The organism is Nonlabens antarcticus (assembly GCF_015356755.1).
Taxonomy (GTDB): domain Bacteria; phylum Bacteroidota; class Bacteroidia; order Flavobacteriales; family Flavobacteriaceae; genus Nonlabens; species Nonlabens antarcticus.
This window is the reverse complement of sequence record NZ_JADFCO010000065.1, coordinates 543,442-556,648: the sequence shown is the minus strand read 5'-3', so window position 1 is coordinate 556,648 and position 13,207 is coordinate 543,442. Positions and strand designations below refer to the sequence as shown.

Sequence of the window (13,207 nt, the reverse complement as noted above, 5' to 3'; positions counted from 1 at the left end):
CGCGCATGAAGTGGTTCCTGCGGTTCTGGAGTTATATTTCAAGCCCATTATTGATACCGCTATTGGTTTCCGTGTGGTTTCTAAGCTATTCTGAAGGAATAGGAAATCCTAATGTTCCTTTGAAGCTCTACATCATAGGTATTACAACGACAGCGATCCCTCTTGTGATCTATACCGTATTGAAGATTTTGAAACTAGCTGATAGTGTTCATCTTTCAAGTACAAAAGAACGACTGATCCCGCTGGTTATTTATGCTATATTAATTATCATCCTATTGCGTGGTGTCTTCCAGGACAGCATTTACGGACCCCTATATTACTTTTTCATAGGTTTGTTGATGTCAACTATAGTGGCGCTAGTTTTGGCCATATTTCAGTTTAAAATCAGCCTTCATATGATGGGGATTGCTGGGGCATTAGGTTTTGTTATAGCAATAAGTCTATTAATAGGAATACCATTGCTTTATTCCATCATAGGATTGAGTGTTGCAACAGGATTGACCGCTTCCTCCCGCCTCTCTATGAAAGCACATACTGTGGCTGAGTTGGTTTGCGGCACAATTGCCGGACTGCTGATTCAAATAAGTCTGGCTGCTTATTATATTCTTTAAAACAGATAAAATTCTACCCCAAACTTTATAGGTTGTAGACCGACTTTACTTCCAGAAGAAGTTACGGCTTCGTTATCAAATAATGTGTTCAAATTGTAATGAACAAATGCATTAAAACTACCATTACCTATAGCTAAAGTTGCCACGTAACGCAGTTTGTTCAACTCTGGAACATCTGTTTGTCGTAATGTGATGTCGTTCTGTCTGAACGTTGATTTGAACGCAAAGATATATCCCAATTTCATTCCTGGATATATACGCCAGAAATTGGTTGCAGTAGCAGTAGAAGTACGCCATCTAAACTGGATGGGAACCTCAATAAGGTTTGTGTTAAAGCGGTTTGACCTAAAGTCAATTTCATTATCATCTAACACCTTAAATATGGACTGACCGTCTTCAGATTCACCTATAAAAAGATTTGAGTTGAAGGTATTGGTTGAAAAACCTAAACCTACTCCTATCGCAACGTTGCGTCGTTTATTTATAGGCATATCACGTATAAACCCTAAATGAATACCTCCTGAAAATCCGTTTTGAGAGAATTTCGGTGGTTCATTTATGAGTAAGTTAAATGATAGACCTAGATAAAACTGATCTTCTCTGTAGAGGCTATCCACGACCTCTGGAATTGCATTCTCTTCTCTAGTCACGCCTCGATCTTGAGCGACAGAGAGCAAACTATAGAACAAGCAGAGAGCGATGAGAAATTTTTTCATAAATTAAAGATACGTATTCAGTGTAATGTTTAGGAACAAAAAAACCACCTCAAATGAGATGGTTTTTAAAATAAATTAAACTGTCCTATTGTTTTACATTACGCATAGGATCGCCTTTCTTAGCCGTATAATTAATCTTTAAAGCCATAGCATCCCGCAACTCCTGCTTCACATCTGTAAGTGGACCTACCTTAGAATTACTATCAACCTTTAATGAAACCATCATCTCATCCTGTATATCCTCAGGCATGTCGTTACGTTTCGAATTTACATAGGTTTGGACTTCAGATACACTTGATATCTTATCCCCTAACTGGATCACATCAGTAACTCCGTAGATTTTCTGATACTGTGCGCTAGGTTTTCCTATATAAATATAGATCAACTTATTTTTACTCTCGAGTTTTTCTACCTGATTTGCATTAGGCAATCGATTCTCAATCATTAATTCATCTTCTCTCATCACGGTAGCAACCATGAAGAAGAAAAGAAGCATAAAAACGATGTCGGGAAGCGATGCTGTTGATATAGCGGGTAATTCACCACTCTTTTGTTTCTTAAACTTTGACATAATTATCCTTGTTGTGGTTCAGCTTCAGAAAGTTTCAATGGATACAAATCTCGTATCTCATCTACTTGCTTTCCTAGTTTTTCATACTCAGGAGTTTCCTTTTCAGTTTCAGGCCAGTCTTTATATCTTGAGTACATATTTTCATAAGTCTCATTATAACGACGTTCAGATTCACGATTACGTAAAATAGTGTATGCTCTAACTAACTCATTATAAACAGTAACGTACATTTTATAACTAGCTTGTCTGTCATTTACTAGAGAGATAACAGCTTTGTCTGGGTTATCAGAGCTTTCAGGATCACGTTCTCCCTCGCAATAATTACAAGCAGCAGGACCTTCTCCACCACCGTTATCTAAAAAAGCAACGGCCGCTTCTGTCAATTCTGAAATCTCCATACTCTCATCCTCCACTTGTAATTGATCATACTGATTTACAAGAACTTGGAATATATTCTTTTGCTTGATCGGTGGTGGCGGCGTATTATCTGGAATAGGCGGTGGTAACTTACTTTGTATACCACTATCTACTTCAATGGTTGTAGTCACCAAGAAAAATATCAAGAGAAGAAATGCGATATCTGCCATAGATCCAGCATTAACTTCAGGTGCAGATCTTTTAGCCATAATTATTTTTTAATAAGTTTAGTTACACCTGCCCAAAGAATGGAACAGATCGATAGGATTCCGATAATGTAGAATGTCCATAATCCAGCACCAATCCATTGGGAATCTCCCGCAGTTAATGGCTCTCCATCATCTAACATTACTTGTTTGCCAGTAGCAGGATCTAAAACGCCATTATCAGCAAACACAAAGTATGCTAGTAATATAATAACAAGCATTATGCCAACTGAAACTGCAGCGCTTTTCAAAGCTCCTGGTTTTGTAGCTAGGTTGATAACTACAAATACTGCTACTAACACTAATATAATGAGCATAGTTAAATAAGCTATGTACATCATAGGCACTACAGTCATAGACTGAACGCCATTTTCATCCATTTGTATAGGTTCATCACCCACGCTCAAAGCATAGATAAAGAAAATAGCTGCGATGAGGCAAAGCGCCATCGAAAAATATTTTAATACTTTATGTGCAATCATGATTAAGTATTTATTAAAGGTTAATTACAGCTTACCACTCTTGTAGTCTACAAGAATATCGATAAGAGTAATAGATGCATCTTCCATGTCGTTCACGATACTATCGATTTTGGCTACAATATAATTGTAGAAAACCTGAAGTATAATCGCAACGATCAAACCAAATACGGTAGTTAGAAGTGCTACTTTAATACCAGTTGCAACTAGAGCTGGTTCCATGGTACCTGCTTCTGCAATACTATCAAAAGATTTGATCATCCCGATTACAGTACCCATAAACCCAAGCATAGGAGCTAGAGCGATAAATAAAGAAACCCATGATACATTCTTTTCTAATTGTCCCATTTGAACACCACCGTAAGCGACAACCGCTTTCTCAGCAGCCTCAACACTTTCATCTGCTCTATCAAGACCTTGATAATAGATGGAAGCAACTGGACCTTTAGTATTACGACATACGTCTTTTGCAGCCTCAATACCACCACTCTTAAGAGCTTCTTCTACATCTGCAGCAAGCTTTTTAGAATTTGTAGTAGAAAGATTTAGATAGATAATTCTTTCTATCGCGATCGCAAGACCTAATATTAAACATACCAGAACGATGGACATAAAGAGTGGTCCACCCTCTATAAAACGTTTTTTAAGTTCTTGGTGAAAGCTTACAGTAGTTTCTACTTTAGGCTCGTCCTGATCTTGCGCAGTTACTATGGAAGCAACCGCCGCGTTAGTTGTAGTTGTTGTTGCTGTCGCAGTAGAAGACATACCTAATATCATTACAACTGCCATGAACAAAATTGAAAGTGATCGTTTCATTTTTAGATTTATTGATTTATTGATTTTTCTAATGAAGGGCTAAATATATAATTTATTGAGTTAAAAGCGAACTTATCACCACTTTCTATATGTTTTTAGTTAAGATAATTTATTGTATATCAACCTCAATTAAATCATTGCAGATTCATATCTGTTTAATTAAACAGAGCCCTATAGGTGATAACAACGGCGCCATGAGGAGCTTATTATTATTTGCAGTAATTTTTACTAAGTTAATTGCTTTTTAAGGAGTTACGCTTTCGCGAAAGCGCAATCCTACACATAAATCCTGCTAAAATTCAAATAAGTCACTGCTATTGCGACATATTTTATGTGCTGTTATTTTAAAATAGCAGTTTAACTATAGCGCTTTGATAAAAACAGCATCATTATTGGTATCAATCGCTTTATTCCTATAAAATCAGGATTAATCAGTAAAAAATTATTGACTAATCCTTCAGAACCGCTTTTTAAATCTTTTGATCTGCTACTAAACGCCTACTTTCCTAACCACACCGTTCCGGAATCTGACCATTACTGCTAGGATTTATTTGTTGTTCTGTTATTTAATGCCATCGTCGCCCTATTAAAAACTAATCAATCCACATCAACCTGAATTTACTTGCCATGTTTGACTAGGCTGCATTTTTTCCAGAATCCGGTTAATGGCTGTCAGTATTGGTTCCACTAATTGTAAAAGCTAGATTTTGTGAAGAGAATTTACTTACATCCATCAGATAACTTTAAATAGGAGTTCTTGTCTGTATTTGACAACTATGGATTACATGTTTTTATTAAAACCTTAATTCTCGGAAGATTTGGAGTTGCTTAGCTAGCAGGAACTCCTTAAGAAATTCTTTGAAAAAAATCTACCCTTCCTCAGCGATGCAGATACTATTCAAGATGAATTTGAATTTTTCCAGCATGAAGAGAAGATCCTGACGTTGTCTAAAAAAAAAGTGTGTGGTAGAAAGCCTAGATCAAAAACAATTCAAAGCGTTGATAGAAAACTACACCATTTACGAGCGGGAACCATTGCGTAATGGTTTTTTAAATCTTTAAACAGAAGACCGAGTATTTTATGTACTAGAGAAATAGGTGAACGTATTCTTGCCAACAGGAAAGAGTTTGTTCAAGTGTTTGTGCAAGGGATGACTGGTTAAAATAAAACTGTAAGAACGCAAGAATTTATAAAATACGCGCAACCCTTTGAATTACACCTTGAAAATAAAAAAAGCCCGATTTCCTACCGGAAATCAGGCTTTGCATTAGTGCAGAGAGGAAGGGATTCGAACCCTCGAAACGTTGCCGTTTACACGCTTTCCAGGCGTGCGCCTTCGACCGCTCGGCCACCTCTCTAAAATCGATTGCAAGATTACAACTTTAACTTGCTTTCTGCAAATCAGAAATCATTCCGTTACCTCTCCTCGGATTGATTTCTCAAAATAATGCTTAAAATCGGCTAAGGACGTGGTGTAATTTAAAAGGTACATCATTTTGGCAAGTGCAGACTCTGTAGTCATGTCCTTTCCAGACACCATTCCTATTTCCTTAAGCTGTACGCTAGTTTCGTATTTTCCCATATCTACGGCACCACCGCGACACTGGGTAACATTGACGATATAAACCCCTCGATTAAGCGTTTTTTTCATACAGTCTATAAACCATTTTTCAGTAGGTGCATTACCGCTACCATAGGTTTCTAAAACAATACCTTTTAATTGCGGGATATTACAAATCGCTGCAACTACAGGTTCTGTAATACCTGGAAAGAGTTTTAAAATCACCACATCATTGATAAATTCTGGCCTGTAAACCATCATCTGCTCTTCAGGTAAGCTTTCTTGAAGCTCAGGAGTTTCACCGATATTTGGGTTTGTGCGAACTTCCGCGTCAGGTTTTTTCTTAAATGCAAAAGCATCAAATGTACCCTGCCACAACAAACTCTGATCAATATTCAAATACACACCGCTAATGGCAAGCGGCGGATAATTAGGGGACGTAAACGCCTCAAAATGATCTGCACTAATTTTTGCGGTTCGGTTAGCCCGGTATAATTGATACTCAAAATAAATACAAACCTCCTTTACTATAGGTTGATCATTTTCTGTTTGAGATGCGAGCTGTATGGTCGTAATTAAATTTTCCTTGGCATCTGTTCTCAAATCCCCTATCGGCAGTTGGGAACCGGTAAGAATAATGGGTTTAGTTAAGTTTTCAAACATAAAACTAAGCGCACTTCCGGTATAAGCCATTGTATCACTACCATGCAGAACGACAAAACCATCATGATCATCATAACGATCATTGATAACGTCACCCAATTGCTGCCAGTGTTGCAGGTTCATGTCTGAAGAATCAATAGGATCCTTAAAGGAGACCGTGCTGATTTTACAATCCAGTTGCCGTAATTCTGGAATATGAAGCAGCAATTCCTCAAAATTGAAGGATTTTAAAGCCCATGTTTCTGGATCTTTCATCATTCCTATCGTACCACCTGTATATATAAGGAGTATACTAGGCTTCATAAGCAGGCTTCAATTGTTCTTTATTTATTACGGGACGTGCATACATGCACAAGAAACTTTTAACCGCCTCTTTATCTTTCATATCTACCCGCATGCGCAGTCTGCGTTCAAACTGCTGGTGGTCTTTTTCAGTATATTCTTCTATGTAATCCTGAGAATCATGCAGTAGATCAAAAGCGACATAATTTGTAGGCCATAATTTATAATTAAGCTGGATCGTTTGATCTAAAGTATTTACCACTTGTTGTAGCAATTGGTTTGTTGCCACCTCACTTGTGACATCTAACTCTATAGGGTCTGCAGCGTGAATGTGAATGTGTTTTTTCTGTCCTAGCGCTCCTTTGAGAATACTATTGAAATCCTCATTTTCAGACTTTATATATTCTGTTTGCGCTTTTTTAGCAAGCAGTTCTGGAACTTTTAAAATATCGGTGGGATCATATTCGTAAGAAATTGATATGGGAACAATTCGCAGCGAATTCAAATATTCTGAAACTGATCTTTTCCCGGCTGCCAAAGCAATCATCTTCAACACGCCTTGTTCTGTAACGTCATTACCATCTTTAGTACGTCCTTGACGTTGTGCAATCCAGACGCTACGTGTTTTATCCTTTAATAAATATTCAACGTATTCACTCAACTTTTTACTACTCAATAAGGTTTCCCGTGGTGTACCACCTCGCTTGACTGTGAAATTACGAGTCAGTTTGCTCAATGCGTTTACAAATGGTCTTTGAACCAGATTATCACCTATCGCATTTGCAGTGCGAATAAGCTGATATTTATAAAGTGTAAGATTGATTAAACAAGTGTCGAGCACAATATCACGATGATTTGATATGTACAAATAGGATAATGAGGGGTCAAGCTTGTCAAAACCTGTCGTGGTCAACCCGGCAGATGTCTCGTCAAGAATACGCTGCATGGTAACAGATATAATATCCCGCTGGAAATCATTGATACTTTTACACGCAAGCACCACCTCTTTAATCTCTTCATCTGTTTTACCAGGGAACGTGTATTCAAACAGCGTTTTAATCATGGGATGTCGCACGGCACTTTTCAGCGCGATGCTTACCTCTTCTTCATTAAAGAACCGTATGTCGTCGTATTGCTCCAAAAACTTAATTTTAAGGCTCAAAAATACGTATCTTATAGCCTAGACTTTGAATACTTCACGAGAATTTAATGTGGTTATGCGAGCAATCTCCTCTATATCCAGACCATAAATTTCAGCTATTTTCTGAGCAACCTTGCTTAGATATGCACTTTCATTGCGTTTACCGCGATAGGGAGCTGGCGCGAGGTAAGGAGAATCTGTCTCAAGAACAATGTGCGACAGATCGATCTCGTGAAGGAATTGGTCGATTTTTCCATTTTTAAAGGTGACGACTCCTCCTATTCCCAGCTTCATTCCATATTTGATAGCGAGTTGCGCTTGTTCTAGCGTTCCAGTAAAACAATGAAAAATCCCTTTTAGTCCTTTTTCTTGATGTGCTGCCAGCACTTCAAAAACCTCGTCAAAAGCATCCCGACAATGAATAGCAATAGGTAAATCATACTCTAACGCCCATTCAATTTGCTGATGGAAAGCGTTCATTTGTAGATCTCTGGTAGATTTATCCCAGTATAAATCTACCCCTATCTCACCTACCGCTATGTAATTTCCCGTGGCCAGTTGCTCCTTTACGTGCAGCAGTTCTTCCGCATGATTTTCCTTAACATGCGTGGGATGCAGACCTGTCATTAAAAATACACGGTCAGGATAGTTCCTCTTCAACTCCTGCATACCAGCGGTGTACGTAGAATCGATAGCAGGAATAAAAAACCGCTCTATCCCAGCATCAACGGCGCGCTGGATCATTACCTCCCGATCCTCATCAAATTGTTCACTGTATAAATGCGTGTGTGTATCTGTTAAAATCATAATACAAAGGTACTGATGCGATCTTGTTTACTAAAAATAAATCAACTTCCCTACTTCTTCAACTGGAGTAACATCTTGAAATTAAGTCCGCTTTCGCGAAAGCGGAATCATCACAATTTTAATAGACACCCAGTAATTTACGGTTATTATTAATGAGTGCAAAAGCCAACTTATCTTTGACCGCAGAACATTTCCCATGGCATCGATTAAAAAAGTAGTACTAGAACAAGGTTATACAGCCCACCGCATAAGAATTGCAAAAAAAAGCAGTCATATTGTTGCAAAAGCCAGTCTCAACGGGCATGAAGGTCGTTTTATAATTGATACCGGTGCCAGTGCAACTTGCGTGGATCAAGCGATGTATAAGGAATTCCAACTCACAACGGAATTCATGGAAAAACAGATAGGTACTGCTAGTGGCTCGTTGCGACCACGAGTATCCTATAAAAACACGCTAGAACTGGGCGACTGGAGCGATGAAGACGTTACCGTGCTTTGTATGGACATGAGTTTTGTCAACAACGCTCTTAAATCTGAAGGCATGCATTCCATTCAAGGGCTGCTAGGTGCTGATTTCTTGATTGCCAGCAGCGCGATTATTGATTATCGTGGGAAGTGGATTTTCTTGAAGTTATAAAGTAATATTAAATTCTCCTCCAGAAAGAATCACGTTGCCTGGTGGACCGGTTTTGAAATCGAAATAAGCCTCATACTGTCGAGAAACATCATTAAATTCTCTGATATTAAACCCTCCTTCGATTGCCCTAAATGTATTCCCATCACTTGTATAAGTTCCTATAACCCTAGTGGTATTGAAAGAGTCACTGTAATTAGCAGTGGGAATTGGAAAGCTGACTGTCACCACCTGACCGCCGATACTTGCGGTTACCAGAATTCTACCGGACTCCTCCACAGCAGTAATTGCGGTTGGCCTGAACCGTTCACCATTTATTACAGCCTTAAATGTGTTGATATTATCAGATCCTGTCTCTGTTCCAAAAGGCACTTGATAGATGACCCCTTTACGCATAACGAGTGTATCTGTTGCGTTAGTCGTATAGCTAACAAAACTAAAGTTTCCAGTAACTGTCCCTTCCGGTGAGCCAGGGTTTAAAGAAACTATTCCTTTACCTTCCCCAATGCTCGTGCTGAATAGCTGCTCATTATTAAAAGTATAAATAGCTTCGTTAAGAGAACCTTGACCCAGTTCATAAACACCAGGATCAGCAGAAGTCAACTTGAGCTGCAAGGTTTCTAGCGGGTTTTCTCCTCCTATAGTTATAGTTCCGTCAGGGTTGTTAGTAACGGTCGTTACAGTCGATCCGAAAAATTCACCATTACGGGAAGCCTGCAACGCAGGAACATTCAACTTGTCCAGGTTTTCTTCACAGCTTGTCAGTAGCACGAGGACTAATGAGAATAAAATTCCTAGTTTCTTCATAATAACCACTATACAAAGTGAAATTCAAAAATAAATAAAATACTGCGACCCGTTGCTGATTATCAAATTAATAGTATTTTTGCAACCTCAAATTAATAATCAGGGTCGGGAACCCACAAATTTAATGTTATGCCAGTAAAAATCAGATTACAAAGACACGGTAAAAAAGGAAAACCTTTCTACTGGATCGTTGCAGCAGATGCGCGTTCTAAAAGAGATGGTAAATATCTTGAAAAGATAGGAACTTATAACCCTAACACAAACCCTGCAACTATCAATTTAAATGTTGATGGTGCGGTACAGTGGTTAGAAAATGGTGCACAACCTACAGATACAGCGAGAGCCATCCTAGGATATAAAGGCGCGATGTTGAAAAAGCACCTTAAAGGTGGTGTAAGAAAAGGAGCCATTACTGAAGAGCAAATGGAAGAGAAATTCAACACATGGTTGGAAGAGAAAGAAGGTAAGATCTCTAATAAAGCATCTGGTCTTCAAGATCAAGATAGTAAAAAAGCTGCTGAAGCTCTAGCTGCTGAAAAAGCAGTAAATGAAGCTCGTATCGCTGCAAACACTCCAGAACCAGAAGTTACTGAAGAGCCTGCTGTTGAGGAAGCTCCAGTTGAAGAAGCTACTGACGCTCCTGCAGAGGAAGCTCCAGCTGCTGACGCTGAAACTCCTAAAGAAGAAAAATAAACAATTTGCCTTATGCGTAAAAATGAATGTTTCTACGTAGGTACGATTGTCAATAAATTTAGTTTTAAGGGCGAACTTCTAGTTAAACTAGACACAGACGAACCTGAACTTTTTCTAGAAATGGAATCAGTTTTTATCGAAATCGGTAAAAACTTGGTTCCATTTTTTATTGAACGCAGTCAACTACACAAATCGTTGTTATTGCGGGTTAAATTTGAAGATGTAGACGATGAGCCCATGGCAGATAGTTTGATGAAACGCGAGCTCTACATGCCACTTTCTGCTCTCCCAGAATTAGAGGGTAATAAATTCTATTACCACGAGATAAAAGGGTTTGAGATGATCGATACAGAATATGGTAGCGTGGGAACAATTACAGGCGTCAACGATACCACTTCACAGGCCTTATTTGAGGTAGATCACGATGGGGATGAGGTCTTGATTCCCATTCACGATGAATTTATTGTCAAAGTGGATCGTGAGAATAAAACGATTACCGTGAACACGCCAGAAGGTTTAATAGAACTTTATATTTCATAAAGGTAAAAGATAACGCTTCTATAGAAGTTGCGATTTAGAAGGATATCCTGCTTTCTGAATCTTTTATTTTACCAGCATTTAATCTAATCAGAATAAATATTAATCCTCTTTTCTATCAATGTGAAGAATTATATTTAATAATCTGCAATCTCTCTAATCACATTTTACTATGAGCACCTTTAAATTCAAACAGTTTGAAGTCGCTCAAGGTCAATGTGCCCAAAAAATCGGTACTGATGCTGTATTGTTAGGAGCCTGGGCAAATCCATTGGAGAAGCCATACACCATTCTTGATGTTGGTACTGGAACTGGAGTGATTGCTCTAATGATGGCGCAGCGATATTCTAGAGCTCAAATTGATGCTTTAGAAATCGATGATACCGCTTTTGAACAGGCGACTACTAATTTTGAGAACAGTCCCTATGGAGACAGACTTTCCTGCTTCCATGCCTCATTTCAGGAGTTTTATGAAGAAGTGGAAGAGCGTTTTGATCTTATCATTAGCAATCCCCCATTTTTTGATGGCAAACTAGAGCGCGATGATCAAATTATTGATGAAAAACGACAACAAGCTAGGTTTGACGATGCATTACCTTTTGAAGAATTAATCTACGGTGTCTATAAATTACTAGAAACTGAAGGTACTTTCGCCTGCATCATCCCATCAGACCGTGAAGCAGAATTTTTAAAGATCACCACTCATTTTCAATTGTTTGCCACTCGCAAAACATACGTTCGTGGTACAAAAGATGCCGCTGTTAAAAGGGTTTTGATGGAATTTCGCTTTCGCGAAAGCGAACTTATAACCACATATCTAACTATTGAGAATTCCCGCCATAACTACACTGACGATTACACAAATCTCACTCAGGATTTTTATCTGAAAATGTAATTAAGTTCGGCTAAGTATTTCGACTTAATAATAAAGAATTCATCTTTAGGATTCTTATTTTTACTGTATTGCAATTGTCGTTATAAGATGCGGCAACGATTGAAAATTTGATAGATCATTTGAACTTTACCTATGAAACCAGACTTATTTGAAGCACCAGATTATTACCAACTGGACGATTTATTGACAGAGGAGCATAAAATGATACGTGACGCAGCGCGCGCCTGGGTGAAAAGAGACGTCTCTCCTATAATCGAGCAGGCGGCCCAAGACGCCGTCTTCCCTAAAAGTATTATCCCTGGACTCGCATCAGTAGGAGCTTTCGGCCCCTATATCCCAGAAGAATATGGTGGCTCAGGAATGGATCAAATCTCCTATGGATTGATCATGCAAGAATTAGAACGTGGCGATAGTGGTGTGCGCTCCACCGCATCTGTGCAATCTTCTCTAGTTATGTACCCTATCTGGAAATACGGTAGCGAGGAGCAAAAAAAGAAGTTCCTGCCTAAGCTGGCCAGTGGTGAGTTTATGGGATCTTTTGGATTAACAGAGCCAGATTCTGGATCTGACCCAGGAAGTATGATTACCCGTTTCAAAGATGCTGGTGACCATGTGATTTTAAACGGAGCTAAATTGTGGATATCAAATAGTCCATTTTGTGATGTCGCAGTAGTTTGGGCAAAAGATGAGAATGATCGCATTCATGGAGTAATCGTAGAACGTGGGATGGAAGGTTTTACCACTCCAGAGACACATAACAAGTGGTCATTGCGCGCCAGCGCCACGGGTGAGTTGATTTTTCAGGATGTAAAAGTTCCTAAAGCAAATATTTTACCGGGCCGCACGGGACTGGGCGCTCCTTTGAGTTGTTTGGACAGCGCTCGTTTTGGTATCGCTTGGGGAGCAATAGGTGCAGCTATGGATTGTTATGATACTGCCTTAAGATATGCTAAGGAGAGAAAACAATTCGGTAAGCCCATTGCTGGCTTCCAACTCCAACAAAAGAAACTGGCTGAGATGATTACTGAAATCACCAAGGCACAATTACTCGCCTGGAGATTAGGGGTTTTGCGTGAGGAAGGAAAAGCAACCAGCGCACAGATCTCAATGGCTAAAAGAAACAATGTTGAAATTGCTATCAACATTGCTCGAGAAGCACGACAGATATTAGGTGGTATGGGGATTACAGGTGAATACAGCATTATGCGTCACAGCATGAATCTTGAGAGCGTTATCACTTATGAGGGAACTCATGACATCCATTTGTTGATTACGGGACTTGATATCACTGGAGAGAATGCGTTTGTTTAAACTATAAGAGCTAGCCTTAGTAGCATACTTATTTTCTAAATCAAATAATCGTGTATTTG

At 38.9% G+C, this 13,207-nt stretch carries 15 protein-coding genes and 1 tRNA gene; 6 read left to right on the top strand and 10 right to left on the bottom strand.

The genetic code is table 11. The features are described from left to right. Positions 1-5 precede the first annotated feature (5 nt). Positions 6-611: a hypothetical protein gene (locus tag IQ282_RS10655; protein ID WP_194851837.1), complete on the top strand. Its 606-nt coding sequence runs from the start codon at positions 6-8 to the stop codon at positions 609-611. Here the strand turns inward: IQ282_RS10655 and IQ282_RS10650 are convergent. From IQ282_RS10650 to IQ282_RS10610, 9 genes are all read right to left on the bottom strand, one after another. Then, complete coding sequence (locus tag IQ282_RS10650) at positions 608-1,327, bottom strand: porin family protein (RefSeq protein WP_194851836.1); 720 nt, start codon at positions 1,325-1,327, stop codon at positions 608-610. The two genes, IQ282_RS10655 and IQ282_RS10650, sit on opposite strands and share 4 nt — an antisense overlap. 85 nt (positions 1,328-1,412) lie before the next feature. Beyond that, on the bottom strand, positions 1,413-1,898 hold the full coding sequence (locus IQ282_RS10645) for an ExbD/TolR family protein (RefSeq protein WP_194851835.1): 486 nt from the start codon (positions 1,896-1,898) through the stop codon (positions 1,413-1,415). Between the two features lie 2 nt (positions 1,899-1,900). Further along, positions 1,901-2,524, bottom strand: coding sequence for an ExbD/TolR family protein (locus IQ282_RS10640; RefSeq protein ID WP_194851834.1), 624 nt, complete (start codon positions 2,522-2,524; stop codon positions 1,901-1,903). A gap of 2 nt (positions 2,525-2,526) precedes the next feature. Beyond that, positions 2,527-2,970 (bottom strand): hypothetical protein, encoded by a 444-nt coding sequence (locus IQ282_RS10635; RefSeq protein ID WP_194851833.1) that lies wholly within the window; start codon positions 2,968-2,970, stop codon positions 2,527-2,529. A 57-nt stretch (positions 2,971-3,027) separates the two neighbouring features. Further along, positions 3,028-3,816: a MotA/TolQ/ExbB proton channel family protein gene (locus IQ282_RS10630; protein ID WP_194851832.1), complete on the bottom strand. Its 789-nt coding sequence runs from the start codon at positions 3,814-3,816 to the stop codon at positions 3,028-3,030. A 1,274-nt stretch (positions 3,817-5,090) separates the two neighbouring features. Beyond that, positions 5,091-5,175: transfer RNA gene (locus tag IQ282_RS10625), tRNA-Ser, on the bottom strand. A 50-nt stretch (positions 5,176-5,225) separates the two neighbouring features. Continuing rightward, positions 5,226-6,344 carry an asparaginase gene (locus IQ282_RS10620; protein WP_194851831.1) on the bottom strand — a complete coding sequence of 373 codons (1,119 nt, stop codon included), beginning with the start codon at positions 6,342-6,344 and terminating at the stop codon, positions 5,226-5,228. Continuing rightward, entirely contained in the window at positions 6,334-7,464 is a 1,131-nt protein-coding gene (locus tag IQ282_RS10615; RefSeq protein ID WP_194851830.1) for a 1-acyl-sn-glycerol-3-phosphate acyltransferase, read from the bottom strand. Before IQ282_RS10615 ends, IQ282_RS10620 begins: the two co-directional genes overlap by 11 nt. Positions 7,465-7,503: 39 nt before the next feature. Then, positions 7,504-8,271, bottom strand: coding sequence for a TatD family hydrolase (locus tag IQ282_RS10610; RefSeq protein WP_194851829.1), 768 nt, complete (start codon positions 8,269-8,271; stop codon positions 7,504-7,506). Positions 8,272-8,467: 196 nt separating this feature from the next. Between IQ282_RS10610 and IQ282_RS10605 the strand changes: the two genes are divergently transcribed. Next, complete coding sequence (locus IQ282_RS10605; RefSeq protein WP_194851828.1) at positions 8,468-8,908, top strand: retropepsin-like aspartic protease family protein; 441 nt, start codon at positions 8,468-8,470, stop codon at positions 8,906-8,908. On the opposite strand, the gene IQ282_RS10600 is transcribed toward IQ282_RS10605, so the two are convergent. Further along, positions 8,903-9,712: a DUF6252 family protein gene (locus IQ282_RS10600; protein ID WP_194851827.1), complete on the bottom strand. Its 810-nt coding sequence runs from the start codon at positions 9,710-9,712 to the stop codon at positions 8,903-8,905. The genes IQ282_RS10605 and IQ282_RS10600 overlap by 6 nt on opposite strands. Before the next feature lie 129 nt (positions 9,713-9,841). On the opposite strand from IQ282_RS10600, the gene IQ282_RS10595 reads away from it, so the two are divergent. The 4 genes from IQ282_RS10595 to IQ282_RS10580 all read left to right on the top strand — a co-directional run bounded on the left by IQ282_RS10595 (position 9,842) and on the right by IQ282_RS10580 (position 13,148). After that, complete coding sequence (locus IQ282_RS10595; protein WP_194851826.1) at positions 9,842-10,405, top strand: 30S ribosomal protein S16; 564 nt, start codon at positions 9,842-9,844, stop codon at positions 10,403-10,405. 12 nt (positions 10,406-10,417) lie between these two features. Further along, a complete protein-coding gene (rimM, locus tag IQ282_RS10590; RefSeq protein ID WP_194851825.1) occupies positions 10,418-10,945 on the top strand; it encodes a ribosome maturation factor RimM in 528 nt (175 codons plus the stop codon). Between the two features lie 169 nt (positions 10,946-11,114). Next, the gene (locus IQ282_RS10585; protein WP_194851824.1) at positions 11,115-11,837 is read left to right on the top strand and encodes a tRNA1(Val) (adenine(37)-N6)-methyltransferase; all 723 of its coding nucleotides are present in this window, start codon (positions 11,115-11,117) and stop codon (positions 11,835-11,837) included. Between the two features lie 132 nt (positions 11,838-11,969). Continuing rightward, the gene (locus IQ282_RS10580) at positions 11,970-13,148 is read left to right on the top strand and encodes an acyl-CoA dehydrogenase family protein (RefSeq protein WP_194851823.1); all 1,179 of its coding nucleotides are present in this window, start codon (positions 11,970-11,972) and stop codon (positions 13,146-13,148) included. Positions 13,149-13,207 lie beyond the last annotated feature (59 nt).

Bases quoted from the DNA above. Each gene is read 5' to 3' on its own strand.
- IQ282_RS10655 (WP_194851837.1), top strand. From the start codon at position 6: ATGAAGTGGTTCCTGCGGTTCTGGAGTTATATTTCAAGCCCATTATTG.
- IQ282_RS10650 (WP_194851836.1), bottom strand. From the start codon at position 1,327: ATGAAAAAATTTCTCATCGCTCTCTGCTTGTTCTATAGTTTGCTCTCT.
- IQ282_RS10645 (WP_194851835.1), bottom strand. From the start codon at position 1,898: ATGTCAAAGTTTAAGAAACAAAAGAGTGGTGAATTACCCGCTATATCA.
- IQ282_RS10640 (WP_194851834.1), bottom strand. From the start codon at position 2,524: ATGGCTAAAAGATCTGCACCTGAAGTTAATGCTGGATCTATGGCAGAT.
- IQ282_RS10635 (WP_194851833.1), bottom strand. From the start codon at position 2,970: ATGGCGCTTTGCCTCATCGCAGCTATTTTCTTTATCTATGCTTTGAGC.
- IQ282_RS10630 (WP_194851832.1), bottom strand. From the start codon at position 3,816: ATGAAACGATCACTTTCAATTTTGTTCATGGCAGTTGTAATGATATTA.
- IQ282_RS10620 (WP_194851831.1), bottom strand. From the start codon at position 6,344: ATGAAGCCTAGTATACTCCTTATATATACAGGTGGTACGATAGGAATG.
- IQ282_RS10610 (WP_194851829.1), bottom strand. From the start codon at position 8,271: ATGATTTTAACAGATACACACACGCATTTATACAGTGAACAATTTGAT.
- IQ282_RS10605 (WP_194851828.1), top strand. From the start codon at position 8,468: ATGGCATCGATTAAAAAAGTAGTACTAGAACAAGGTTATACAGCCCAC.
- IQ282_RS10600 (WP_194851827.1), bottom strand. From the start codon at position 9,712: ATGAAGAAACTAGGAATTTTATTCTCATTAGTCCTCGTGCTACTGACA.
- IQ282_RS10595 (WP_194851826.1), top strand. From the start codon at position 9,842: ATGCCAGTAAAAATCAGATTACAAAGACACGGTAAAAAAGGAAAACCT.
- rimM (WP_194851825.1), top strand. From the start codon at position 10,418: ATGCGTAAAAATGAATGTTTCTACGTAGGTACGATTGTCAATAAATTT.
- IQ282_RS10585 (WP_194851824.1), top strand. From the start codon at position 11,115: ATGAGCACCTTTAAATTCAAACAGTTTGAAGTCGCTCAAGGTCAATGT.
- IQ282_RS10580 (WP_194851823.1), top strand. From the start codon at position 11,970: ATGAAACCAGACTTATTTGAAGCACCAGATTATTACCAACTGGACGAT.